General features: G+C 72.4%; 22 protein-coding genes. 7 read left to right on the top strand and 15 right to left on the bottom strand.

What is annotated here, in order from left to right:
* The first annotated feature begins 100 nt into the window (after positions 1-100).
* The gene (gene ypfJ, locus GA0070608_RS19300) at positions 101-1,018 is read left to right on the top strand and encodes a KPN_02809 family neutral zinc metallopeptidase (protein ID WP_091635517.1); all 918 of its coding nucleotides are present in this window, start codon (positions 101-103) and stop codon (positions 1,016-1,018) included.
* A 105-nt stretch (positions 1,019-1,123) separates the two neighbouring features.
* Here the strand turns inward: ypfJ and GA0070608_RS19295 are convergent, their stop codons facing one another.
* On the bottom strand, positions 1,124-2,464 hold the full coding sequence (locus tag GA0070608_RS19295; RefSeq protein WP_091629981.1) for a carbohydrate-binding protein: 1,341 nt from the start codon (positions 2,462-2,464) through the stop codon (positions 1,124-1,126).
* Between the two features lie 215 nt (positions 2,465-2,679).
* On the opposite strand from GA0070608_RS19295, the gene GA0070608_RS19290 reads away from it, so the two are divergent.
* Together GA0070608_RS19290 and GA0070608_RS19285 are read left to right on the top strand one after the other, a co-directional pair.
* Positions 2,680-3,660 (top strand): helix-turn-helix domain-containing protein, encoded by a 981-nt coding sequence (locus GA0070608_RS19290; protein WP_218107528.1) that lies wholly within the window; start codon positions 2,680-2,682, stop codon positions 3,658-3,660.
* A gap of 100 nt (positions 3,661-3,760) precedes the next feature.
* The gene (locus tag GA0070608_RS19285; protein WP_091629980.1) at positions 3,761-4,600 is read left to right on the top strand and encodes a dioxygenase family protein; all 840 of its coding nucleotides are present in this window, start codon (positions 3,761-3,763) and stop codon (positions 4,598-4,600) included.
* Between the two features lie 142 nt (positions 4,601-4,742).
* Here the strand turns inward: GA0070608_RS19285 and GA0070608_RS19280 are convergent, their stop codons facing one another.
* From GA0070608_RS19280 to GA0070608_RS19230, 11 genes are all read right to left on the bottom strand, one after another.
* Positions 4,743-6,101 (bottom strand): helix-turn-helix domain-containing protein, encoded by a 1,359-nt coding sequence (locus tag GA0070608_RS19280; RefSeq protein ID WP_091629979.1) that lies wholly within the window; start codon positions 6,099-6,101, stop codon positions 4,743-4,745.
* A complete protein-coding gene (locus tag GA0070608_RS19275; RefSeq protein WP_176733760.1) occupies positions 6,098-7,486 on the bottom strand; it encodes a helix-turn-helix domain-containing protein in 1,389 nt (462 codons plus the stop codon). The genes GA0070608_RS19280 and GA0070608_RS19275 overlap by 4 nt, the downstream gene beginning before the upstream one ends.
* Before the next feature lie 99 nt (positions 7,487-7,585).
* Positions 7,586-8,239 carry an acVLRF1 family peptidyl-tRNA hydrolase gene (locus GA0070608_RS19270; protein ID WP_091629977.1) on the bottom strand — a complete coding sequence of 218 codons (654 nt, stop codon included), beginning with the start codon at positions 8,237-8,239 and terminating at the stop codon, positions 7,586-7,588.
* Between the two features lie 255 nt (positions 8,240-8,494).
* Positions 8,495-8,959, bottom strand: coding sequence for a metal-sulfur cluster assembly factor (locus GA0070608_RS19265; protein ID WP_091629976.1), 465 nt, complete (start codon positions 8,957-8,959; stop codon positions 8,495-8,497).
* Positions 8,956-9,432, bottom strand: coding sequence for a Fe-S cluster assembly sulfur transfer protein SufU (gene sufU, locus GA0070608_RS19260; protein WP_091629975.1), 477 nt, complete (start codon positions 9,430-9,432; stop codon positions 8,956-8,958). The genes GA0070608_RS19265 and sufU overlap by 4 nt, the downstream gene beginning before the upstream one ends.
* Before the next feature lie 42 nt (positions 9,433-9,474).
* Positions 9,475-10,809: a cysteine desulfurase gene (locus GA0070608_RS19255; protein ID WP_091635509.1), complete on the bottom strand. Its 1,335-nt coding sequence runs from the start codon at positions 10,807-10,809 to the stop codon at positions 9,475-9,477.
* Positions 10,810-10,840: 31 nt separating this feature from the next.
* Positions 10,841-11,614, bottom strand: a complete 774-nt coding sequence (gene sufC / locus GA0070608_RS19250; RefSeq protein ID WP_091629974.1) for a Fe-S cluster assembly ATPase SufC — start codon at positions 11,612-11,614, stop codon at positions 10,841-10,843.
* Entirely contained in the window at positions 11,614-11,958 is a 345-nt protein-coding gene (locus GA0070608_RS19245) for a non-heme iron oxygenase ferredoxin subunit (RefSeq protein WP_091629973.1), read from the bottom strand. Before GA0070608_RS19245 ends, sufC begins: the two co-directional genes overlap by 1 nt.
* A complete protein-coding gene (gene sufD, locus GA0070608_RS19240; RefSeq protein ID WP_091629972.1) occupies positions 11,958-13,106 on the bottom strand; it encodes a Fe-S cluster assembly protein SufD in 1,149 nt (382 codons plus the stop codon). Before sufD ends, GA0070608_RS19245 begins: the two co-directional genes overlap by 1 nt.
* 95 nt (positions 13,107-13,201) lie before the next feature.
* Complete coding sequence (sufB, locus tag GA0070608_RS19235) at positions 13,202-14,632, bottom strand: Fe-S cluster assembly protein SufB (RefSeq protein WP_091629971.1); 1,431 nt, start codon at positions 14,630-14,632, stop codon at positions 13,202-13,204.
* Positions 14,629-15,387, bottom strand: coding sequence for a helix-turn-helix transcriptional regulator (locus GA0070608_RS19230; protein WP_091629970.1), 759 nt, complete (start codon positions 15,385-15,387; stop codon positions 14,629-14,631). Before GA0070608_RS19230 ends, sufB begins: the two co-directional genes overlap by 4 nt.
* Before the next feature lie 98 nt (positions 15,388-15,485).
* On the opposite strand from GA0070608_RS19230, the gene GA0070608_RS19225 reads away from it, so the two are divergent.
* Positions 15,486-16,448, top strand: coding sequence for a COX15/CtaA family protein (locus GA0070608_RS19225; protein WP_091629969.1), 963 nt, complete (start codon positions 15,486-15,488; stop codon positions 16,446-16,448).
* Positions 16,449-16,537: 89 nt separating this feature from the next.
* Here GA0070608_RS19225 and GA0070608_RS19220 read toward each other — a convergent pair whose 3' ends face one another.
* The 3 genes from GA0070608_RS19220 to GA0070608_RS19210 form a co-directional block, all read right to left on the bottom strand.
* Entirely contained in the window at positions 16,538-17,461 is a 924-nt protein-coding gene (locus GA0070608_RS19220) for an ATP-grasp domain-containing protein (protein WP_091629968.1), read from the bottom strand.
* A 6-nt stretch (positions 17,462-17,467) separates the two neighbouring features.
* Positions 17,468-17,800 carry a hypothetical protein gene (locus GA0070608_RS19215; protein ID WP_091629967.1) on the bottom strand — a complete coding sequence of 111 codons (333 nt, stop codon included), beginning with the start codon at positions 17,798-17,800 and terminating at the stop codon, positions 17,468-17,470.
* Positions 17,801-18,102: 302 nt separating this feature from the next.
* Positions 18,103-19,059, bottom strand: coding sequence for a heme o synthase (locus GA0070608_RS19210; RefSeq protein ID WP_091629966.1), 957 nt, complete (start codon positions 19,057-19,059; stop codon positions 18,103-18,105).
* A gap of 265 nt (positions 19,060-19,324) precedes the next feature.
* Between GA0070608_RS19210 and tkt the strand changes: the two genes are divergently transcribed.
* The 3 genes from tkt (at position 19,325) to GA0070608_RS19195 (ending at position 24,381) form a co-directional block, all read left to right on the top strand.
* Positions 19,325-21,463: a transketolase gene (tkt, locus tag GA0070608_RS19205; protein ID WP_091629965.1), complete on the top strand. Its 2,139-nt coding sequence runs from the start codon at positions 19,325-19,327 to the stop codon at positions 21,461-21,463.
* A 16-nt stretch (positions 21,464-21,479) separates the two neighbouring features.
* Complete coding sequence (gene tal / locus GA0070608_RS19200; RefSeq protein ID WP_091629964.1) at positions 21,480-22,658, top strand: transaldolase; 1,179 nt, start codon at positions 21,480-21,482, stop codon at positions 22,656-22,658.
* A 73-nt stretch (positions 22,659-22,731) separates the two neighbouring features.
* On the top strand, positions 22,732-24,381 hold the full coding sequence (locus GA0070608_RS19195) for a glucose-6-phosphate isomerase (RefSeq protein ID WP_091629963.1): 1,650 nt from the start codon (positions 22,732-22,734) through the stop codon (positions 24,379-24,381).
* The last annotated feature ends 1 nt before the right edge of the window (position 24,382 follow it).

The following is a 24,382-nucleotide window of genomic DNA, read 5'->3' as shown; positions in this document are numbered from 1 at the left end:
CGCCGGATTACCGATCAAGATCATCGGGTACCGAAACGCCGTCCGGACCCGGTCCGGTACCGCAACCACCAAAACGGATCAGACGGTGATCGGGGTAGACATGGAGCTGAACGAGAACGCACGGATCGACACCAGCCAGGTGGACGACCGGCGAGGATCCGGCGGGGGCGGCGGGCGGGGCGGCATCCCCATCCCGATCGGCGGCGGCCGGGGCGGCATCGTCGGCCTCGTCATCGCCGTGCTCGTCGCGCTCGTCGGCGGCGGCTTCGGCCTGAACGCGGCCACCAGCGGCGGCGACGAGCCGCAGGGTGACAACACGTCGCTGGAGCAGAAGTGCTCGGCCGACGACGCGCTCCAGCAGCTCGACTGCCGCAACGCGCTCTACGTCAACTCCATCCAGGCGTACTGGCAGAAGGCCCTGCCCGAGGCGTTCGGCGAGCAGTACCGCCCGTCCCGGACGGTGTTCTTCAGCCAGGGCGTCAACACCGCCTGCGGGCAGGCCGACTCCGGCGTCGGCCCGTTCTACTGCCCCGCCGACGACCTGGTCTACATCGACCTCACCTTCTACCAGGTGCTCGCCCGGCAACTCGGGGCCGAAGGTGAGTTCGCCCAGCCGTACGTGCTCGCCCACGAGTACGGCCACCACGTGCAGGACCTGCTCGGCACCGAGGCCCAGATGCGTCGCCAGCAGCAGCGCGACCCGGACAACGCGAACGCGCTCTCGGTGAAGCTGGAGTTGCAGGCCGACTGCTACGCCGGCGCCTGGGCGAAGAACGCCACCGGCACCGCCGACTCCGGCGGCCAGAAGATCTTCACCAGCATCAGCGAGCAGGACATCCAGCAGGCAATCGACACCGCCGAGAAGATCGGTGACGACGCCATCTCCGATCGGGCCAACCGGCCGGTGAACCCGGACGAGTTCACCCACGGCTCGTCCGCGCAGCGCAAGGAGTGGTTCACCCGGGGCTACTCCACCGGCGACCCGAAGTCCTGCGACACCTTCAGCGCGCCGCTGTGACGACGGCGGGTGGGGCGGTCTGACCCCTGTTCCTCCGCAACAGGCACGCTACGGGCCCGGTCGTTTCGGCGACCGGGCCCGTAGCGCGTTACGCAGGAGCGGTGTTCAGACCCGCTGCCAGAGCGCCGGCACGGTGGGCGGCTCCCAACCCGACTGCGCGGTGTGGCCCTGGAGGCAGCGGTAGGACACCCCGGCGTAGCTCACCGTCGCCCCCGCCGCGTACGCGGTGCCGACCTGCCAGGTCGTGCCGCCCGGCGGGTTGCCGGTCGGGGTGGGCGTGGGGGTCGGCCCGGGGCCGCCGGTGGTGACCAGGCTCAGCCCGTACGCCGCCAGGATCGCGTTGACCGGCTGGAAGTACATCGTCCCGCCGGTGCTGCAGTTGCCGGAGCCACCCGAGGTGACCCCCTGGGCCTGGGCGCCGGAGAGCCACGAACCGCCGGAGTCGCCGGGCTCGGCACAGGCGTTGCTCCGGGTGAGCCCGCTCACCGTGCCCTCCGGATAGGTCACCGAGGCGTTCTTCTGCTGGATGGTGCCGCAGCGCCACCCGGTGGTGGAACCGGACCGGCAGACCGCAGCGCCCACGGCGGCCTCGGTGCTGCCGGCCACCGCCACCGTTCCGCCGCGGTAGTCGTTCACCAGTCCGCGCGGGGTGTTCCCGGCGTCCACCTGCACCCAGGCGTAGTCCCGGCCGGGGAACGTGGAGCCGCGTACCGTGCCGCCCGGTTGCGAGGTGCGGGCCCCGACCCGTCCGCAGTGTCCGGCGGTGACGAAACCGCCGTTCACCGAGAACCCGATCGAGCACCGGCTGCTGCCGGTGTAGTAGGCGTTGCCGCCGATCACGTCGGCGTACGGCTTCGGGGCCTCCGTGCTGACCTGGACCCGCAGCGCACCGCCCGGCAGCCCGGCGGCGGTGGCGAAGGACCGGGCCGCAGCCGTGCCGCCGTCCCGGGCGAGGACCACGACGGCGTTGCCGGGAAGGTCGGCGTACCAGCCGACGACGGCGGCCGGCGCGGCGGCGGCCCTGCGGTTCAGCCGGTCGACAGCCCCGTCCAGGGCACGCTCGGTGTACGTCACCGGGACCGGGACCGCGCCGAGGTTACGCACCGAATCTGCGTCGGCGGCGCTGGTGACGCCGACCGAGACGGTGGCGCCACCGTCGGCGACCCAGGTGCCGCCGTAGCGGGCGCCGAGGGTCGCCCGCAGCACCTGCTGCACCCGGCCGGCCCGGTCGTCGACGTCGAGGCGGGCGCGGGCCTGGGCCGGGGTCAGCCGCAGATCCCGTTGCAGGGCGGCGAACATCTCGGGGGCGACGCCGTCGGGGGCGGCGAGCGGGGCGGTGGACGCGGGGGCGGGTTCGGCACTGGCCTGGGCGGTCAGGGCCACGGTCAGCACCAGGGCGGCGGCACTCAGGGTAGTTGCCGCCACGGTGACTGTTCGTCGGAGCATGGGGGTCTCCTCGCGGTCAGGACAATGTGGGAGATCGAAGCGACCGGGCACGAGCAGGCACGCAGTGCCGTGCGACAGCCGCCCCGGCGGTGCGCTACTAGAGAGAAAACAATTGTTGTTAACTCTGTTGCCATCACCGTAGGTTAGACATACGACGCCGTCAATACAGGTGTCGGTCGATCAGAGTCCGCCCTCGTCAGCGCAGGGAGCTGCCCGTGTCCCCGTCGCGCAAGCCCGACCCGGCCGTCCACCGGACCCCGTCGGTCCGATCACGACAGACCGTCGACGGTCGGTCGCCGGCGCTGCCCCGGCACAACCTGGCGGTGCCCACGCCGGACAAGCTGCCCTTCGCCGTCGGCAGCTTCGACGAGATCGGCCCGCTGTCCCGCGCCGGCTTCCCGCACCGGCACACCTTCTACGAGCTGGTGTACGTGACCCACGGCCGGGCGGCGCACGTCATCGACCTCGAAACCCACCACGTCCGGCCGCCGCACCTGTTCGTCGTCACGCCCGGCCAGGTGCACCACTGGCGGGACCAGCACGACCTGCGGGGGCACGTGCTGCTCTGCGACGCCGAGTTCCTGCTGACCTTCCCGGCGGACCGCGACGCGCTGCACCGCTCGGGCCACCGCTCCTGGCGCCCCCGCGACACCGCCCAGGCGAGGAGGATCGCCACCCTGCTGCGCTGGACGACCACCGAGTACCGCCGGGGCGGACCGGGCCGGGAGAGCACCCTGCGGGCCTACCTGCACCTCCTGCTCACCGAGGTGCTCCGGTCCCGCCCGACACTGCCGGCCCCCGGCCCCGCCCCCGACGCCGGCACCTGCCACCACCGGGCCGCCGAGACGGCCCGTCGCTTCGAGGAACTGCTCGCCGAGCCGGACCTGGTCGGCGAGCCGCCCCGCGCGTACGCCCGCCGGATGGGCGTGTCGGTGCGCCACCTCAACGACGCGGTGCCGCTGGCCACCGGAACCACCCCGGCCCGGCTGATCCGCCGCGCCCGGGTACTGGAGGCGAAACGCCTGCTCACCGGGACCGACCTCACCGTGGCCACGATCGCCGACCGGCTCGGCTTCGCCGACCCCGCGTACTTCTGCCGTTTCTTCCGTCGCGAGGCCGGTGACTCCCCCGGCGCGTTCCGGCGGCACGGTGGAAAACACCACGATCCCGCCCTTCCGCACATCGACACGCCCTGATGCCTGTCAATAGCGTCGAGTCGCCAGCCGCGCCGGCCCGGAGCTCCGGGACCGCACGGCCGACTGGGCCAGGACATCCGCCCCCACGAGGAGGAACGTCATGAACGGTGCAGACAGCGACGCGCAGGAGCTGGGCGACCGTCCGCAAAGCGGCGTGACACGCAAGAGCGTGCTGAGGGCGGCGGCGCTGGCTCTGCCCGCCCCGTTCCTCGTCGCCGGGGCCGCGCAGGCGGTGGGTGCGGCGGCGGGCGCCCCGGCATCGACGCCACCGCTCACCCCGTACTGCGACGACGGCGACGACCCGACGCCGCCGCAGATGGAGGGCCCCTACTTCAAGCCGAACTCACCGCGGCGCGCCTCGCTCGTCGAGGCCGGCACCGTCGGCACCCGGCTCACCGTCGCCGGCCACGTGTTCGGGCTGGACTGCCGGCCGATCCCCAACGTGCTGCTGGACTTCTGGCAGGCGGACGCCAACGGCGGATACGACAACACCGGCTACCGCATGCGCGGCCACCAGTTCACCGACGCCTCGGGCGCGTACCGGCTCAGCACGATCGTGCCGGGTCTCTATCCCGGGCGGACCCGGCACATCCACGTCAAGGCGCAGGCACCGAACCGGCCGGTGCTCACCACCCAGCTGTACTTCCCCGGCGAACCCCGCAACAACACCGATCCGATCTTCGACCCCGAACTGCTGATGACGGTACGCACGGTGAGCGGCGGCCGGGAGGCGACCTTCGACTTCGTCCTCAACGTGACCTCCGGTCCCACGCCCACCCCGACCGGCACCGCCCCCGGCGGAACCTGGGCGCCCGGCACCGTCTACCCCGCCGGTGCCCGGGTCACCTACGGCGGCGTCGGATACCGCTGCCTCCAGGCACACACCGCCCAGCCGGGCTGGGAACCGCCGAACACGCCGGCGCTCTGGGCCCGGGACTGACGCGAGACCGCGACGGACCGGTCGCCCGTCCTCTCACGGGAGGCGGACGGGCGACCGGCGACCGGGTCCGCGACGGGGGCGTGGGGCGGCGGCCACGACAGATCCGGCCGTACGGGCCCACGGCGACGCCTTTGCTCGCGGCTCAGCCCGTGGCGCGGAGTACGGCGACCCGCTCACCGAGCCGCTCCACCTGGTGCAGCCCGTCGCGGAGCAGGTCGAGCGCGTCCCCGGGCCGGCCCCACTGATCCAACCGGTCCGCCAGCAGCAGCACCACCGCCGCCAGCTCGCGGCGTCGCCCGGCCGCCCGATAACCCTCGGCCGCCGCCCGCAGGTGCCGCTCGGCGCCGGGCCGGTCGTCGGCGTCAGCCCGCAGCAGGCCACGCACCCGGTCGGCGCGGGCCGCCACCACCGCGTCGCCGCCCAGAGCCGGTGGTCGTGCCGGCACCGCTCGGTGAGAATCGGCGGCGTCGCACAGCAGCGCCTCCGCACGCTCCGGCTGCCCCAGCGCGTGGTAGACCTCGGCCAGTTCCACGCCGATCTCCCGGGCCGGCGTCGGCTGCCCGGCATCCGCCAGCGCCGCGTGCGCCGTCGCCAGGTCGGCGAGAGCACCGGCCAGGTCGCCGGCCGCCCGTCGCCCCTGGCCCCGGGCCCGGTGGCAGCACGCCAACTGCACCCTCATGGCGACCTGCCGGGCCGCCTGACGGGCCTGTTCCGCGGCGACGGCGGCCTCCGCCGTCCGTCCCGAGGCGAGCAACGAGCCCGCGACGGTCAGGTGCAGATCGGCCACCCGGGCCGGCGCGGCCAGCACCGCCAGCGCCAGGGACTGCCCGGCGGCCTCCGCCGCCGCCTCCTCCTCGCCGAGCGCGACATGGCAGAGCGCCAACTCCGCGTGCAGGATCAACAGGGTCGACGGATCCGGATAGCCGTCCCGCGCCAACGCGTCCCGCGCCTCGGTGAGCAGGTAGCGGGCGTACCGGGGATCACCCGCGTGGTACACCACCGCGGCACGGCCGGCCGCCGCCTCGGCGCGTACGTGCCCCGGCGCCCCGGCCAGCAGTGCCTCCGCCCGGTCCACCTCGGCCGACGCGACGTCGGGATCGTCGCGACGCAACGCGACACCGGCCAGACCGAGCCGGGCACGCGCCTCCAGGACCCGTTCGTCCAGCTCGGCGGCGGCCTCGGCCACCTCCCGGCAGACGGCGGACGCCTCGTCGGTGGACCCGGCCAGATCCGCGCCGACCAGCCTGAGTCGCAGGCGCACCACGTCGGCCGGTGAACGGCCGGTGGTCAGGTCAGCCGACGTGACCCCGAGCCGCTCGGCGAAGTGGGCGACGGCGTCGGCGGAGGGCACCCGGCGACCACCCTCCACCGCGGAGACGTAGGCCGCCGTGTACCGGGGCTCGGCCAGGGCGCGCTGGGTGAGCCCTCGTGCCGCCCGCAGCCGCTGAAGGCGTACGCCCAACCCGCCGGCCCCCGCCACGACACGCTCCGGTCGGGTCACGACAGGCGCTCCGCCGCACGCAGGCCACGACGGAGCACCGCCGCCGCCTCGGCCCGCTCCGCCCGGGCCAGCAACAGCTCGGCGAGATGGCGGCAGGTGATCACCACGTCCCCCATCAGGCCGGCCCGCTCGTACCGGTCGACCGCCCGCAGCAGCAGCCGCCGGGCCTGGTCGTCGTCGCCCTGGGCGGCCCGCACCAGCCCGCGTACCCGGTCGGCCTCGGCCATGATCTCCCGGTGGTCGCTGGCGGCCGCCGTCCGGGCCGCCTCCTCGGCCAGCTCACCCGCCTCGGCCAGGGCACCCTCCCGCCGGCGGGCCTCGGCCAGTTCCAGGGTCGCCCCGGCGTGGTCGAGCACCGCGCCGACGGCGCCCAACGTCTCCCGGGCGCGCCGCAACTCCGTCCCCGCCTCCCCCGGCCGCCCGGCCCGCAGCAACACGTAACCACGGGCCCACTGGCACAGGGCCACCTCACGGGTGAGCCCCAGCTCGGTGTAGCGGCGACCGGCCTCCCTCAGGTGCCGGTCCGCCTCGTCCAGCTCGCCGTCGCGGCGCAACTGCCCGACGGTGGCGTGGAACTGCGCCACCCACTCCCGGTTGGTCACCCGGGTGAGCAGGGGTGACACCTCCCGCTCCAACCGCCGGGCCCGATCGCGCCAGCTCAGTTCGAGGAACGTGTACATCAACGCGTTGGTCAGCCGCAGCTCGGCGTCGGCGTCGGCCGGCGGGGCCGCCCGCAGGGCACGCAGCCCGCCCTCCAGGATCGCCACCGCCCGCGGCGCGTCCCCGGCGACCAGCAGGCAGTACGCCTGCCGGGCCAGCACCGCCGCGTGCAGCGCCGGGCACCCGTCGGGCAGCCCCTCGGCCAGCTCGTCGTACCGGGCGGCGGCATCCTCGGTCAGGCCACGGTGCAGTTGGGCCTCCGCCAGTTGATACCCGGCCCAACCGGCCAGTTCGGACAGTCGGTAGCGATCCGCCCGGCCGCGTATCCCGGTCAGCGCCCGCTCGGCGGCGTCCAACCGGCCCGCCGAGAGGTCCCGGCGGGCCGCTGCCAGTTCGGCGGCGAGCTGAGCGGTCGCGTTCGCCGGCCGGCCGTGGCGCAGGTCGTCGACCGGCAGCCCGAGCCGGTCGGCGAAGTAGGCCAGTGCCTCGGGGCTGGGCGCGCGGGCGCCCGACTCCACGGCGCCCAGGAACGCCCGGGTGTAGCGGGAACCGACGATCTGCTGCTGGGTCAGGCCCCGGGCCACGCGCAGCCGCCGGATCCGGTGGCCCAGGCTCTCCGCGGCCAGATCGTCGACGGCCTGCGCGCCGGTGGGACCGGGGTACGGCGGGATTCCGTCGCCCCTGGCGCCAGACACGGTGACGTCGGCCGCGGCCGTCTCCGCCATCCTGGCTCCTTCCACCCTCGCGCCCAGCCTAGTGCGTCCGCCGGACGACGACCGGACCCGATCGGTGCCGTACCCCGCCGGCATCGCCGTGCCCCGTGGTCAGGACGGCACGGGATCACGCACCAGGACCCGGACCGCGCGGGCCCCGGCGATCGCGTCGACCAGCACGGCGCGCCGGGGCTCGGGCACGTCCAGCAGCCGGTCGGCGCGCAGCGCCGCCAGTGGGGCGAGCCGCCGGTCGGCGAGCACGGTGTCCACCGCCCGCCGGTCGCCGCCGCAGACCAGCGCGTCCAACGACGACACCTCCGGCAGCAGCAGTCGTACGGCCAGCTCGGCCGCGTCGCCCAGCGCCGCCTTCGCCTGGTTGTGGCGCCGCCGGGCGAAGCGCTGCTGGGACCAGCCACCGGCGGCGGTACGCCCCTGCACGTAGCGGGTGTCCACCTTGGAGACCACCAGCTCCGCCCCCGCCGCGACGCCCACCGCCACCGCACCCTTGCGGGCGAGCAGCAGGCCGATCCGGCGTGGCGTGGTCGCGGCGGTCACGAAGTCGGGCACGTCCGAGGTGGCCGGTGCGCCGGGCGGGGTGTGCAGCTCGACGGTCGCGCCGTCCGGGGCGGCGAGCAGCAGCCCGTACCCCTGGACGGTGGTGGTGGGCGGGCCGTGCCGGTCGGCGAAGCCCTCGACCCACCGGGCGACCCGACCCGGGTCGACCTCGACCCACCGGCCGCCCCCGGCTGCGGGTCGGCTGCTCATACGCCGAACCTACGGCACCGGACCTCCTGCGGCTCAGCCGGGCAGCAGCATCGCCACCGCGAACGCCGCGCTGATCGTACGCCCACGATCTGTTGACGTCGGCCCGGCCGAGACGCGGTCCGAAGCCCGGTGGGGCATCAAACGATCATGGGTAGCCCCTTGGGAACGCCAGTGGGTGGGGAGGTGGGGCCGGGCAGAATCGAGCGCGGTACCCGTACGGGTACCGCGCTCGACGAGGACCTGACCGGGATCGGGTCAGACGTTGAAACCGAGGGAACGGAGCTGGTCGCGTCCCTCATCGGTGATCTTGTCCGGTCCCCACGGTGGGAGCCACACCCAGTTGATCCGCATGTCGTCGACCAGGCCGCCACCCGGGCCGGTGGTCAGCGCCTGCCGGGCCTGGTCCTCGATCACGTCGGTCAGCGGGCACGCCGCCGAGGTCAGCGTCATGTCCAGGGTGGCGACGTTGTCGTCGCCGACGTGTACGCCGTACACCAGACCGAGGTCGACCACGTTGATACCCAACTCGGGGTCGACGACGTCCTTCATCGCCTCCTCGACGTCGGCGACGGCGGCCTTACCCCTGGCGGCCGGCGCGGCGTTCTCGGCCGACGCACCGTTCTCGGCCGACGCGGCGGCGGCCGGCGCGGCGTTCTCGGCCGGGGCGGTCACGCCCTCGGTCGCCGGGGTCGCCTCGGTGGCGGTGTCCTCGCTACTCATGCCTCAACCTCCGAAGGGCTCACGCCCACGCCGGCGCGTGCCGCGGCGTCCTTGAACGCCATCCACGGCAACAGCGCACACTTGACCCGGGCGGGGTAGCGGGCGACGCCCGCGAACGCGACCCCGTCACCGAGCACGTCCTCGTCCGGCGTGACCTGGCCACGGCCGGACATCAACTCGACGAACGCCTCGTGCACCCGGAACGCGTCACCCGCGCCCCGGCCCACCAGCAGCTCGTGCAGCACGCTCGCCGACGCCTGGCTGATCGAACAGCCCATGCCGTCGTACGAGACGTCGTGCAGCACCTCGCCGTCGGTCGCCACCCGGACGGTCACCTCGTCACCACAGGTCGGGTTGACGTGGTGCGCCTCGGCGACCCGGGTGCCCGTGGCGTCCGGGTCGCGCAGGCCGCGGCCGTGCGGGTGCTTGTAGTGGTCCAGGATGATCTCCTGGTAAAGAGATTCAAGCTGCATCAGGCTGAACTCCCGTCGATCCGCGGGCTCCTGCGTCGCCGCTCACTCGAACACCTTCCGCACCTGCTCCAGGCCCACCACCAGGGCGTCGATCTCCTCGGTGGTGGTGTAGAGGTAGAACGAGGCCCGCGTCATGGCCGGCACGCCGTACCGGGTGCACACCGGCTTGGCGCAGTGGTGGCCGACCCGCACCTGCACGCCGAGCGAGTCGAGCACCTGCCCGACGTCGTGCGGGTGGATGTCGCCGAGGGCGAACGAGATGGTGCCGCCCCGGCCCACCGGCACGGTCGGCCCGAAGATCCGCAGGCCGGGCACCGTGGCGAGGGCGTCCAGCGCGTACGCCGTCAGCTCCTTCTCGTGCCACTGGATGGCCCGCATCCCGATGCCGGTGAGGTAGTCGACGGCCGCACCGAGCGCGACCGCCTCGGCGATCGGCGGAGTGCCCGCCTCGAACCGGGCCGGCGGCGCGGCGAACGTCGACCGTGCCATGCTGACCGTCTCGATCATCGACCCGCCGCCGAACACCGGGGGCATCGCCGCGAGCAGCTCCGAGCGGCCCCAGAGCACGCCGATGCCGGTCGGGGCACACATCTTGTGCCCGGTGAAGACGATGAAGTCGGCGTCGTAGTCGACCACGTCCATCGGCATGTGCGGCACCGACTGGGAGCAGTCGAGCAGCAGCAGCGCCCCCACCTCGCGGACCCGCGCGGTGATCCGCGCGGTGGCGTTGACCGTGCCCAGGATGTTGGACATGTGCACCAGCGAAACGATCTTCGTCCGCTCGGTGACCAGGTCCTCCAGCCCCGACTCGTCCAGCCGCCCCTGGTCGGTGACCGGGAACCAGCGCAGGGTCGCGCCGGTACGCTCGCAGAGCAGCTGCCACGGGACGATGTTCGAGTGGTGCTCCATCTCGGAGATCACCACCTCGTCACCGGGGCCGAGCCGGAACCGGTCGTCCGTCCCGTGGGACGGAGCACCCGGCGCGGAGGCGTCGGGTCGCAGCGAGGCGTTGGAGAACGCGTACGCGACGATGTTGATCGCCTCGGTGGAGTTCTTCGTGAACACCACCTCGTCCACGCTGGGCGCGTTGATGAACGCGGCGATCTTCGCCCGCGCGCCCTCGTACGCCTCGGTGGCCTCGGTGCCCAGGGTGTGCACCGAGCGGGACACGTTGGCGTTGTGCATCGCGTAGTGCTCGCCGAGCACGTCGAGCACCTGCCGCGGCTTGTGCGAGGTGTTGGCGCTGTCGAGGTAGACCAGCCGGTGCCCGTTGATCTCCCGGTCGAGGATCGGGAAGTCGGCGCGCACCTGCGCCACGTCGTAACGCGGCACGTCGTCGTACTGCGGCATCCCCGACGGGATCGCGATGGAAGTCATGTCGGCCGGCCCACCCATTCTCCGAAAGGACTCAGGCCCGTGCAGCGCCGGCTCCGGCGACGTACCGCTCGTAGCCCTCTTCCTCGAGCTTGTCGGCCAGCTCCCGGCCGCCCTGCTCGACGATCCGGCCGGCGACGAAGACGTGCACGAAGTCCGGCTTGATGTAGCGCAGGATCCGGGTGTAGTGGGTGATCAGCAGCAGCCCGGTGTCGCCGGTGTCGCGGACCCGGTTCACGCCCTCGCTGACCACCCGCAGCGCGTCCACGTCGAGGCCGGAGTCGGTCTCGTCGAGGATGGCGATCTTCGGCTTGAGCAGCTCCAGCTGCACGATCTCGTGCCGCTTCTTCTCGCCGCCGGAGAAGCCCTCGTTGACGTTGCGCTGGGCGAACGCCGGGTCCATCTGGAGGCGCTGCATGGCCCCGCGCAGTTCGCCACCCCAGGTGCGCAGCTTGGGCGCCTCGCCGTCGATGGCGGTCTTGGCGGTCCGCAGGAAGTTCGCCACCGAGACGCCGGGGACCTCGACCGGGTACTGCATGGCCAGGAAGAGGCCGGCGCGGGCCCGCTCGTCGACGGACAGGGCCAGCACGTCCTCGCCGTCGAGGGTCACCGTGCCGCCGGTGATCTCGTACTTGGGATGGCCGGCGATCGAGTAGGCCAGGGTGGACTTGCCCGAGCCGTTCGGTCCCATGATCGCGTGGGTCTCCCCCGACTTAACCGTCAGGTTCACCCCATCGAGGATCGGCTTGAGCTCACCCTCGGGCAGCTTGACCGACACCTTCAGGTCACGGATCTCCAGGGTGCTCATTATCGGGTCACTCCATTGCTCGACGTCGGGCGGCCGTCGGCGCCCACGGGAAGGTAGATGTCGCCGTCGCGGACTTCGACGGGATAGACGGGAACGGGTTCGGTGGCGGGCAGCCCGGTCGGCTCGCCGGTCCTCAGGTCGAAACGGGATCCGTGCAGCCAGCATTCCAGCGTGCAGCCCTCGACCTCACCCTCGGAGAGGGGGACCGCGGCGTGCGAGCACTCGTCGTAGATGGCGTAGAAGGCGCCGTCCTCGCCGTGCACCAGTGCGATCGGGGTGCCGTCGACGTCCGCGCTGACCACGGTGCCCTTCGGCACGTCCTCGGTGGAGCAGAGGCGGATCATCAGGCGCCGGCCTTGGTGAGTCGGGCCTCGATGGCGTCCCCCAGGCGCTCACGCAGCGACTCGACCGGGATCTTGTTGATCAGCTCGGCGAAGAAGCCGCGGACCACCAGGCGCCGCGCCTCGGCCTCCGGGATCCCCCGGGCCATCAGGTAGAACAGCTGCTCGTCGTCGAAGCGGCCGGTCGCACTCGCGTGCCCGGCGCCGGCGATCTCGCCGGTCTCGATCTCCAGATTGGGTACGGAGTCCGCCCGCGCGCCGTCGGTCAACAGCAGGTTCCGGTTGATCTCGTACGTGTCGGTGCCGGTCGCCTCGGCGCGGATCAGCACGTCGCCCACCCAGACGGTACGCGCGCTCTCGCCCTGTAGGGCACCCCGGTAGCCGACGTAGCTGCGGCAGTCCGGCACGGTGTGGTCGACCAACTGGCGGTGCTCCAGGTGCTGACCCGAGTCGGCGAAGTAGAGGCCGTACAGCTCGGCCTCGCCGCCCCGGGCCGTGTACTCCACCGAGGTGTACTGCCGGACCAGGTCGCCGCCGAGGGAGACCTGGACGTGCACCACCTTGGCGTCCCGGCCCAGCTTGATCTTCAGGTGCTGGGCCTGCACCGCGTCGTCGTCCCACTCGGCGAGGGTGACCAGGGTCAGCTTCGCCCCGTCGGCCACGTTCACCTCGACGTTGTCGGCCAGGGTGCCGCTGTCCACGTACCGCAGCACGAGGACCGACTCGGAGAGCGCGCCGACGTCGACGAAGGTGTGCGCGAAGGCCACCACCTCCGACGGCCCGCCGTGCACGGTGACGATCACCGGCTCGGCGACCACCGCCTCCCGGGCCACCTCGACCAGCAGGCCGAGATCCGACTCGCCGTAGGCGCGCGCGCTGATCCGGTCGACCGGGGTCAGGACGCTGCCCCGGCGCGGGTCGTCCTTCGCCAGGCTCCCGATACGGACGCCCTCGGGCAGCTGCCCGTACTCGTGGGCGGGCCAGTGGGCCGACTCGTCGGAGACTGCGCCGTCGAGCAGGCCGCGCAGCCGCTTCAGCGGGGTGAAACGCCACTCCTCCTCCAGGCCGGTGAGGGCCGGGAAGTCGGCGACGTCGTACGAGCGGAGCGCCTGCGACTTGGTGCTGGGCGGCGCGGAAGCCTGGGTAGTCATCTCTTCCTTGGTCTGGTCTGCGATTGGTCGGAGGGTCGGTCGGGCTGGTCACAACGCGGCGCGACGGGTCCGGGCCGCGCGGGGACCGGGCGGGGTCAGCCGACCGCGCCCTCCATCTGGAGCTCGATCAGGCGGTTGAGCTCCAGGGCGTACTCCATCGGAAGCTCCTTGGCGATCGGCTCGATGAAGCCGCGCACGATCATCGCCATCGCCTCGTCCTCGCTCAGGCCCCGGCTCATCAGGTAGAAGAGCTGGTCGTCGCTGATCTTGGAGACGGTGGCCTCGTGCCCCATCGACACGTCGTCCTCGCGGATGTCGACGTACGGGTAGGTGTCCGAGCGGGAGATGGTGTCGACCAGCAGCGCGTCGCACTTGACCGTGCTCCGGCTGCTGTGCGAACCCTCCAGCACCTGGACCAGGCCGCGGTAGGACGTGCGTCCGCCGCCCCGGGCGATCGACTTGGAGATGATGGTGGAGGAGGTGTGCGGCGCGGCGTGCACCATCTTGGCGCCCGCGTCCTGGTGCTGGCCCTCGCCGGCCATGGCCACCGAGAGCACCTCGCCCTTGGCGTGCTCGCCGGTCATGTAGACCGCCGGGTACTTCATGGTGACCTTGGAGCCGATGTTGCCGTCGACCCACTCCATGGTCGCGCCCTCGTGGCACACGGCGCGCTTGGTGACCAGGTTGTAGACGTTGTTCGACCAGTTCTGGATGGTCGTGTAGCGACACCGGGCGTTCTTCTTGACGATGATCTCCACGACCGCGCTGTGCAGCGAGTCGGAGGAGTACAGCGGCGCGGTGCAGCCCTCGACGTAGTGCACGTACGCGCCCTCGTCGACGATGATCAGCGTCCGCTCGAACTGGCCCATGTTCTCGGTGTTGATCCGGAAGTAGGCCTGCAACGGGATCTCCACCTGCACGCCCTTCGGCACGTAGATGAACGAGCCGCCGGACCACACGGAGGTGTTCAGCGCGGCGAACTTGTTGTCGCCGACCGGGATCACCGTGCCGAAGTACTCCTTGAAGACGTCCTCGTGCTCGCGCAGCGCGGTGTCGGTGTCCAGGAAGATGACACCCTGCTCCTCAAGGTCCTCACGGATCTTGTGGTAGACGACCTCGGACTCGTACTGCGCCGCGACACCGGCGACCAGCCGCTGCTTCTCCGCCTCGGGGATGCCCAGCCGGTCGTAGGTGTTCTTGATGTCCTCGGGCAGGTCCTCCCAGCTGGTGGCCTGCTTCTCCGTGGACCGCACGAAGTACTTGATGTTGTCGAAGTCGATCCCGGTGAGGTCGGCGCCCCAGGCCGGCATCGGCTTACGACCGAACAGCCGCAGGCCCTTGAGCCGCAGGTCGAGCATCCAGGCCGGCTCGCTCTTCTTGGCCGAGATGTCCCGTACCACCGCCTCGTTGAGGCCACGCTGGGCAACCGACCCGGCGACGTCGGAGTCGGCCCAGCCGTACTCGTAACGGCCCAGGGCGGCAAGCTGCTCTTCCTGGGTCAGGGGCTGGACGATCTGCTCGGTCATCTATCTGTCCTCACAGTGGTGACGGTCTTGGCGGACTGGACGCGCCTCGGCTGGGTCGGGATGTGCGTGGTGCACACCCCGTCGCCGTGCGCGATGGTGGCCAGGCGCTGCACGTGGGTGCCGACCAGGCGGGAGATCACCGCGGTCTCGGCCTCGCACAGCTGGGGAAACTCGGCGGCCACGTGCGCCACCGGGCAGTGGTGCTGGCAGAGCTGGCCGCCGGAGGCGATCGTAGACGCGTTCGCAGCGTAACCCTCGGCGGTCAGCGCCCCGGCGAGCGCCTCGGCCCGCGCGAGCGGGTCGTCGCCGGCGTCCTCCATGGCGGCCTGGCAGCGGGTCTCCAGGGCGGCGACCTGATCGGTGGCGAACGCCTCCACCGCCGTCGAGCCGCCGTTGCGCGCGATCCAACGCAGCGCGGCGGTGGCCATGTTGTCGTAGTGGTGGGTGCCGCAGCGGCCCCGGGCCGCGTCGGTCAGCACGAACACCTTCGCCGGCCGGCCCCGACCCCGGTGGCCGCGGATGGTCTGGTCGCGGGCGAGCACGTCACCGTCGGCGAGCATCGCGTCGAGGTGCCGGCGGATCGCGGCCGGGCTGAGCCCGAGCGCCGAACCGAGCTGCCCGGCGGTGGTCGCACCCCGCTCCAGCAGCAGCTGGGTGACCCGGTCACGGGTGGAGAGATCCGCGACGGACGCGGACTGACCGGCGGCCGGGGCGACCGCCGGCTGGAGCCTGGAGAGCGCCGCCGCGTTTTTCACAACGCCAACGTTACGTAATTCACCCGGGACCCGCAAACCCGGGGCCCGGTGATCCGAACCACCGCACGGACGGAGTCACCCGATCGCGCTCAACTACGATGCGTAGGATTTGCGCCGTGATGCGATCCGTCCGGTTCCCGGTCTCCACCGCTCTGCTGCGCCGTCTCGCGCTCGCCTCGATCATCGCGAACGTGGGCATCGTCGTCACCGGCGGGGCCGTCCGCCTCACCAGCTCCGGCCTCGGCTGCCCCACCTGGCCCCGGTGCACCGACGAGTCGTACGTGGCGACCGCCGAGATGGGCATCAACGGGGCGATCGAGTTCGGCAACCGCCTGCTCACCTTCGCGGTCGGCATCATCGCGCTGGCGGTGCTGGTGGCCGTGCTGCTGCACCGCCCCCGGCGCCGGGAACTGGTCCCGCTCGCGGTCGCCGTGCTCTTCGGCATCCCGGCCCAGGCGGTCGTCGGCGGCATCACCGTGCTCACCAACCTCAACCCGTGGGTGGTCGGCCTGCACTTCCTCGCCTCGATGCTGGTGATCGCCGCCGCGTACGCGCTGTGGCGGCGGATCAAGGATCCGGCGGGCCCGGCGGTGGCCGTCGTGCCGGCCCCGCTGCGGACCCTGGCCGCGCTCACCACCGTGGTCAGCGCGGCCGTACTGGTGATCGGCACCTGGGTCACCGGCAGCGGCCCGCACGCGGGCGACCACGGCGCCGCCCGCAACGGGCTCGACCCGGAGACGATCTCCCAGGTGCACGCCGACAGCGTCTTCCTGCTGATCGGCCTCTCCGTGGCGCTGGTCTTCGCCTTCCGCGCGGTCGGCGCGCAGCGGGCCGCCCGGGCCGCGGTGGTGCTGGTCGCGGTGGAGCTGGGTCAGGGCCTGATCGGCTTCGTGCAGTACTTCACGAACCTGCCGGCGCTGCTGGTGGGCGCGCACATGCTGGGTTCCTGCCTGGTGCTGCTGGCCACCCTCTCGATGCAGTGGTCCACCCGCGAGCGGCACCCGGTCGGGTCGACCCCGACTCCGTACCCCGTCGACCGCGCCGTCCCGGTCGCCGCCTGACGACGGTCCCGCCGGCCGCCGGCCCCGCAGCCTGCCCACCCTGAGGGCATTCAGCCCCGCAGCCCGACGGCGGCAGGCCCCGGAGCCGGTCAGCCGGCAGCGCGGCCCAGCTGGGCGAGGATCGCGTCGGCCAGGCGGTCGGCGGCTCCGGTGGCGTGGGCGAGGAACAGCGACGGCTCGGTGAGTTCCAGCTCCACCAGGACCGGCGCGCCGTCCGGGCCCGGGATCAGGTCCACCCGGGCGTAGAGCAGCCGCCCTGGCCCGCCGGGCACCGCCGCGAGGGCCCGGTCCGCCACCGCCAGCTGCGCCGGGGTGGCGGTGCGGGCGGTGACCTCCTCGGGCCTGTGCAGCCCGTCGAGGCCGAGGTCCGGGCCGGTCAGCATCGGGCCCTTGCGGATGGCGTGGCTGAACGTCGGGCCGTCCGGCCCGGCCACGAAGAGCAGCGCCGTCTCGCCGGCCGTGTCGACCGCGTCGAGGTACGGCTGCACCATGGCCAGCCGGCCCGCGGCCGACAGCCGCCGCACGTGCGCCCTGGCCAGTTCCCGGTGTTCCGGGTCGGCCAGGTCGTAGCGGCCGGTGTCCTGGCTGCCCGCGCTGACGGCCGGCTTGACGACGTACTCGCCACGGGTGGCGGGCGGTCGCCAGCTCTCCCCCGGTGCGATCCAGGACGTCGGCACGGTGGGCACCCCGGCCGTGGACAGCTCGCCCAGGTAGCGCTTGTCGGTGTTCCAGCGCACCACGTCGGCCGGGTTGGCCAGGGCGGGGACTTCCGACGCCCAGGCGACGAACTCGTCGCGCCGCAGCGCGTAGTCCCACGGTGAGCGGAGCACCGCCAGGTCGTACGCCCGCCAGTCGGCGGTCGGCTCGGCCCAGTCCACCACCTCGACGGTCACGCCCCGGCGCGCCAGCGGGTCGAGCAGCAGCCGGTCGTCGGGATCGAGGTCGGGCAGTTCGGCACAGGTTACGAGAGCGACCCGGGGTTTCCCCCGGGTCGGCTGGTGGTGGTGGGTCAACTTATGTCAACGGGCCATCGTGCGCCGGGCCATCGACCGCCAGAGGTCGTTGCTCGGACGCATCTGGTCCATCAGTTCACGCTCCCAGGCGTTCTCGACGGTGACTCCCGCCTTCGCGCAGGCCTGCCGCGCCACGCCGGTGTCGTCGGCGAACTGGTCGCCCCACACTCCGTCCTCGCCCACGAGGACGATGCGCGCGCCACGCTTGCCGACGTACTCGATGACCGCCTTCGCCCCGCCGTGACCGGCGGCGAACGACTTGATGCCCGCGACCAGGCCCTGCGGGGCCTGAGCGGCGGCCTGCTCGGCGGTCAGCGTCGTATCGGAACCATCTGCCATGACGCGAAGCGTAAGCAGACTTCCACCCGGGCGGGCGAGAACCATGAACCTTTTGTGATACCGATTACCTGCGGGTTTAAGGAAGACCAAAGGCAATTTGCCCAGTTTCATCCGGACTTATGAGTCCAAAACCTCGTCCCGAACCGGTCCCGCTCGGGGCATCCGAGCGGTTCCGGACCCATGCTGATGGTGTCACCGATGTAACAAGAAACCCGGACAAGCCATACACGATGCTGATTTTCCGGCACGACAGCCGGCCAGGGCCGGACCGGGCGGGTCAACCGAGCCGAGCCGCACCGGAATCAGATCAGTGCGTCAAGCGCGACGGCGGCGAAGAGGATGGTCAGGTAGGTCGTCGACCAGTGGAACAGCCGCATCGGCTTGACGGCCTGCCCCCGCGCCACCCGCCGGGCGAGCTTGTGCGCCTCCACCACGAAGATGGCGCCGACCACCGCTGCGGGCACGCCGTAGATCAGGCTCATCCCCAGCGGCCACACGGCCAGCGAGGACGCCACAGTCAGCCAGGCGAAGCCGATGATCTCGGCGTTCACCCGCCGGGTGGAGGCCACCACCGGCAGCATCGGGATGCCGGCGCGGGCGTAGTCGTCCTTGTACTTCATCGCCAGCGGGTAGAAGTGCGGCATCTGCCAGAAGAAGACCACCGCGAAGAGCGCCCACGCGGCCGGGGAGAGCGTCCCGGTCACCGCCGCCCAGCCGATCAGCACCGGCGCCGCCCCGCAGGCCCCGCCCCAGAACGTGTTCGCCGTCGTGGTGCGCTTGAGCCAGAGGGTGTAGACGACGTCGTAGTAGAGGATCGCGGCCAGCGTGAGCCCGGCGGCCAGCAGGTTGGTGAACGCCGCCATCAACGCGACCGACACCGTCGCCAGCACCAGCCCGAAGATCAGCGCGTTGCGCGGCGTCACGGTGTGCGTCGGCAGCGGGCGGCGCTTGGTGCGCCGCATCAACTGGTCGATGTCCCGGTCGATGTAACAGTTGATGACGCTGGCCGCGCCGGCGGCGAGTGAACCGCCGACCAGCACCACGGCCACCAGCCAGAGCGACGGCATGCCGCCGTCCGCGAGCATCATCGCCGGCACCGTGGTGACGAGGAGCAGTTCCACGATCCGCGGCTTGGTCAGCGTCACGTACGCCGCGACCACCGCGCGGATGTCCCGGCGGGCGACCGCCGACGTCTCCGCGGCCGGCACCGGCGGCTGCCCGGCAGAGTTGCTCACGGGGCGCTCGGTGATCATGCTCACGGATTGCCACCTTCCGGCGTCGGCAGGGGAGGTCAGATCGGGTCGGGCCCGGCACGGGCCACACACCGCACCACACACTACGCGTTGTCGTTTTGGCTGCCCGGGCGACCCGACAACGGTGCGGGCCGTCACACCGTCGTGGCGGACCGCCGACCAGCGCGGACCGGTACAGACCTGCATGCAGAGATCCCTGGGCGGACGTTTAGGACCGCTCGATAGGGTCATCAGTGAGGGTTCCGCCCATCTGCCGAGGAGCACAACCATCGTGGCTGCCAACCGACCCGAGCACCCCGCACTCAACTGGTCCGACCTCGACCGCCGGGCCGTCGACACCGTCCGCGTGCTGGCCATGGATGCCGTGGAGAAATCCGGCAACGGCCACCCGGGCACCGCGATGAGCCTGGCGCCCGCGGCCTACCTGCTCTTCAACCGGGTGATCCGGCACAACCCGGCCGACCCGAACTGGCCCGGCCGGGACCGCTTCGTGCTCTCCGCGGGCCACTCCAGCCTCACCCTCTACATCCAGCTCTTCCTCTCCGGCTACCCGCTCGCCCTAGAGGACCTGAAGTCGCTGCGGCAGTGGGGCTCGCTGACCCCCGGCCACCCCGAGCACGGGCACACGCCCGGCGTGGAGACCACCACCGGGCCGCTCGGGCAGGGCCTCGGCAACGCGGTCGGCATGGCGATGGCGGCCCGCCGCGAGCGCGGTCTGTTCGACCCGGAGGCCGAGCCGGGGCGGTCGGTCTTCGACCACGACATCTGGTGCATCGCCTCCGACGGCGACATCGAGGAGGGCATCAGCCACGAGGTCAGCGCGCTCGCCGGGCACCAGCAGCTCGGCAACCTCACGGTGATCTACGACGACAACGAGATCTCCATCGAGGACGACACCCGGATCGCCAAGAGCGAGGACGTGGCGGCCCGCTACGAGGCGTACGGCTGGCACGTGCAGACGGTCGACTGGCGCGCCGGTGACGCCGACCAGGGCGACTACCACGAGGACGTCGAGGCCCTGCACCGGGCGCTGCTGGCGGCGAAGGCCGAGACCGGCCGCCCCTCCTTCATCGCCCTGCGCACCATCATCGGCTGGCCCGCGCCCAACAAGAAGAACACCGGCAAGATCCACGGTTCGGCGCTGGGCGGCGACGAGGTGGCCGCCACCAAGCAGCTCCTCGGCTTCGACCCGGCCCGGTCCTTCGAGGTCGACGAGGAGGTGCTCGGGCACGCCCGCCTGGTGATGGAGCGCGGCGCCCGGGCCGAGCAGGAGTGGACCACGGCGTTCGACGGCTGGGCGAAGGCCAACCCGGAGCGCGCGGCGCTGTACGACCGGATGGCCGGACGGGTCCTGCCGACCGGCTGGACCGAGGCGCTGCCGCAGTTCCCGGCCGACGCCAAGGGCATCGCCACCCGGGCCGCCTCCGGCAAGGTCCTGGAGGCGCTCGCCCCGGTGCTGCCGGAGCTGTGGGGCGGCTCGGCCGACCTGGCGGAGAGCAACAACACCACCATGAAGGGCGAGCCGTCGTTCGTCCCCGCCGTCCACGCCACCAAGGACTTCCCGGGCCACGAGTACGGCCGCACGCTGCACTTCGGCATCCGCGAGCACGCCATGGGCGCGATCCTCAACGGCATCACCCTGCACGGCGGCACCCGCCCGTACGGCGGCACCTTCCTGGTGTTCAGCGACTACATGCGTCCGTCGGTGCGGCTCGCCGCGCTGATGAAGCTGCCGGTGGTCTACGTCTGGACGCACGACTCGATCGGCCTCGGCGAGGACGGCCCCACCCACCAGCCGGTGGAACACCTGACCGCGCTGCGCGCCATCCCGGGCCTGGACGTGGTCCGTCCGGCCGACGCCAACGAGACGGTCTGGGCCTGGCGGCAGGCCCTGGAGCACACCGACCGGCCGACCGCGCTGGCGCTGAGCCGGCAGGCGCTGCCGACGCTGGACCGGTCGACCCTGGCCGGCGCCGAGGGCGTGGCGAAGGGCGGCTACGTGCTGGCCGAGGCGTCCAACGGCAAGCCACAGGTGATCATCGTCGGCACCGGCTCCGAGGTGCAGCTCTGCCTGACCGCGCGCGAGCGGCTGGAGGCCGACGGCACCCCGACCCGGGTCGTCTCGATGCCCTGCCAGGAGTGGTTCTTCGAGCAGGACGAGGCGTACCGGGAGTCGGTGCTGCCCCGTGGGGTAAAGGCACGGGTGAGCGTGGAGGCGGGCATCGCCATGTCGTGGCGCGGCATCGTCGGCGACTGCGGCGAGAGCGTCAGCCTGGAGCACTACGGCGCGAGTGCCCCGCACTCCGTGCTCTTCGAGCAGTTCGGATTCACCCCCGACCGGATCGTGGCCGCCGCGCACGCGGCGTTGACCCGGATGGGCGACATCACCGGTTTCACGACCGGCAACTGAGGGGAGCGTGGACGGTATGACGGACAGGCTGAGTGAACTCACCGCCGCGGGCGTGGCGGTCTGGCTCGACGACCTTTCCCGGGTACGGCTGTCCTCCGGCGGGCTGGACCAGCTCCGCCGGGAGAAGCACGTGGCCGGGGTGACCACCAACCCGACGATCTTCGCCAAGGCACTGGGCGACGCCGACGAGTACGACTGGCAACTGCGCGACCTCGCCACCCGTGGGGTGGAGGTCGAAGAGGCCGTGCGGATGCTCACCACCTACGACGTGCGGTGGGCCTGCGACGTGATGCACCCGTCGTACGAGCGCAGCGCCGGGGTCGACGGCCGGGTCTCCATCGAGGTGGACCCGCGGCTGGCCCACGAGAGCGACAAGACCGTCGCCGAGGCCAAGGCCCTGTGGTGGCTGGTCGACCGGCCGAACCTCTTCATCAAGATCCCGGCCACCGAGGCGGGCCTGCCGGCCATCACCGCCACCCTGGCGGAAGGGATCAGCGTCAACGTCACGCTGATCTTCGGGCTGGACCGCTACTCCCAGGTGATGGAGGCGTTCCTGGCCGGCCTGGAGCAGGCGAAGGCGAACGGGCACGACCTGTCCAAGATCGGCTCGGTCGCCTCGTTCTTCGTCTCCCGGGTCGACAGCGAGGTCGACAAGCAACTGGAGAAGATCGGCTCCGCCGAGGCCAAGGCGCTGCGCGGCAAGGCCGCCGTCGCCAACGCCAAGCTGGCGTACGAGCGCTACGGCGAGGTGTTCTCCTCCGACCGCTGGCAGGCCCTCGCGGACGCCGGCGCCCACCCGCAGCGGCCGCTGTGGGCCTCCACCTCGACCAAGAACCCGGACTACCGGGACGTCATCTACGTCGAGGAACTGGTCGCCCCCGGCACGGTCAACACCATGCCGGAGCCCGTCGTGCACGCGTACGCCGACCACGGCGAGACCCGCGGCGACACCATCACCGGCTCGTACGACGAGGCCCGCAAGGTCTTCGCGGACCTGGAGTCGGTCGGGGTCGACATGGCCGGCGTGATCGAGACCCTGGAGCGCGAGGGCGTGGAGAAGTTCGAGGCGAGCTGGCTGGAGCTGCTCGACGGCGTCCGCAAGTCGCTGTCAGCCGCGGGCCGGGGCACCGGCCACCCGGGCGACGCAGCAAAGGGCAACGCGCGGGCCGCCCAGCAGGCGGGAGGCAACGCGTGAGCGAGCGGAGCGAGCGAACCATCGGGTGCAGTGCGGCGCCTCGCGCCGCCGCAGAGCGAAGCGAGGTCGAGGCGTGAGCGACCTGCTCGCCGGGGCGGTCGAGGCCGCCGCCGGGCTCTCCGTGCACGGGGCCGACACGGTCGACAAGGCAGCTCCCGCCTCCACCCGGGACGCGCTGGTCAACGCCGGCGTGCCGGGCAAGCTGGCCGCGAAGGACCCGACCCTGTGGGGTCCGGACGCCGAGGCCGAGGCGAAGATCCGCCTCGGCTGGGTGGACACCCACCTGCGCAGCCGCGATCTGCTCCCCCAGCTCGCCGAGCTGAGGGCGGAGCTGGCCGACCTGGACCACGTGGTGCTCGCCGGGATGGGCGGCTCCTCGCTGGCCCCCGAGGTCATCGCCCGCACCCTCGGCAAGCAGCTGACCGTGCTCGACACCACCGACCCGGGGCAGGTCCGGGCGGCGCTGGCCGACCGGCTGGAGCGCACCGTGGTCGTGGTGGCCAGCAAGTCCGGCTCGACGGTCGAGACCGACAGCCACCGCCGGGCCTACTGGCAGGCGTTCCTCGACGCGGGGATGACCGAGGCGGAGGCCGGTCGGCACTTCGTCGTCGTCACCGACCCGGGCTCGCCGCTGGAGGCCACCGCCGCCGAGATGGGCGCTTTCACGGTGCTCGCCGACCCGAACGTGGGCGGTCGTTACTCGGCGCTGACCGCGTTCGGGCTGGTCCCGTCGGCGCTGGCCGGCGTCGAGGTGGCCGAGCTGATCGACGAGGCGGAGGGGCTGGCGCGGTCGCTGGGCGGGGACCGCGACAATCCGGCCCTGGCGCTCGGCGCGGCCCTCGGGGCGGCGGCCACCATGGGCCGGGACAAGGTCGCCCTGATCTCCGACGGCACCGGTATCGAGGGCCTCGGCGACTGGGCCGAGCAGCTGATCGCCGAGTCCACCGGCAAGGCCGGCGTCGGCATCCTGCCGGTCGTCGTGGAGTCGCCGCAGAGCCCCGGCGCCGCCGGCGACGACGTGCTCACCGTGACCTACGGCGGCGCGCTGACCGCCGGTGCCGTCCCCGGTGGCGGCGTCGACGCCGACGTGGCGGTCAACGGCCCGCTCGGCGCGCACTTCCTGGCCTGGGAGTACGCCACCGCCATCGCCGGCGTGGTGCTCGGCATCGACCCGTTCAACCAGCCCAACGTCACCGAGTCGAAGGAGAACACCAACCGGATCCTCGCCTCGGGTCCGCCGGCTGAGACGCCGTCGTTCACCGAGGGTGCGATCGAGGTGTACGCGCCGCAGGGCGCCCCGGGTGACCTGGCCGGCGTGCTCCGCCAGTTGGTCGACGGGACCGGCGACGACGGATACCTCGCGGTGATGGCGTACCTCGACCGGTTCGCCGACGCCGACGCGGCCCGGCTGCGGCCGCTGCTGGCCGGTGCCGCCGGACGGCCGGTCACCTTCGGTTGGGCGCCGCGGTTCCTGCACTCCACCGGCCAGTACCACAAGGGCGGCCCGCAGGTCGGAAGCTACCTCCAGCTCACCGGGGCGGTCGTCGACGACCTGCCGGTGCCGGGGCGGCCGTACACCTTCGGGGAGTTGCAGGCGGCGCAGGCCGCCGGCGACCGGCAGGCCCTGGCCGAGCGGGAACGTCCGGTGCTGCGGCTGCACCTGACCGACCGGTCGGCGGGCGTGACCCAGCTGCTCGATGTCGTCGGGGCGTTGCGGGCGTGAC

Source organism: Micromonospora peucetia (assembly GCF_900091625.1).
GTDB lineage: Bacteria > Actinomycetota > Actinomycetes > Mycobacteriales > Micromonosporaceae > Micromonospora > Micromonospora peucetia.
This window is presented reverse-complemented; position numbering and strand designations above follow the sequence as displayed.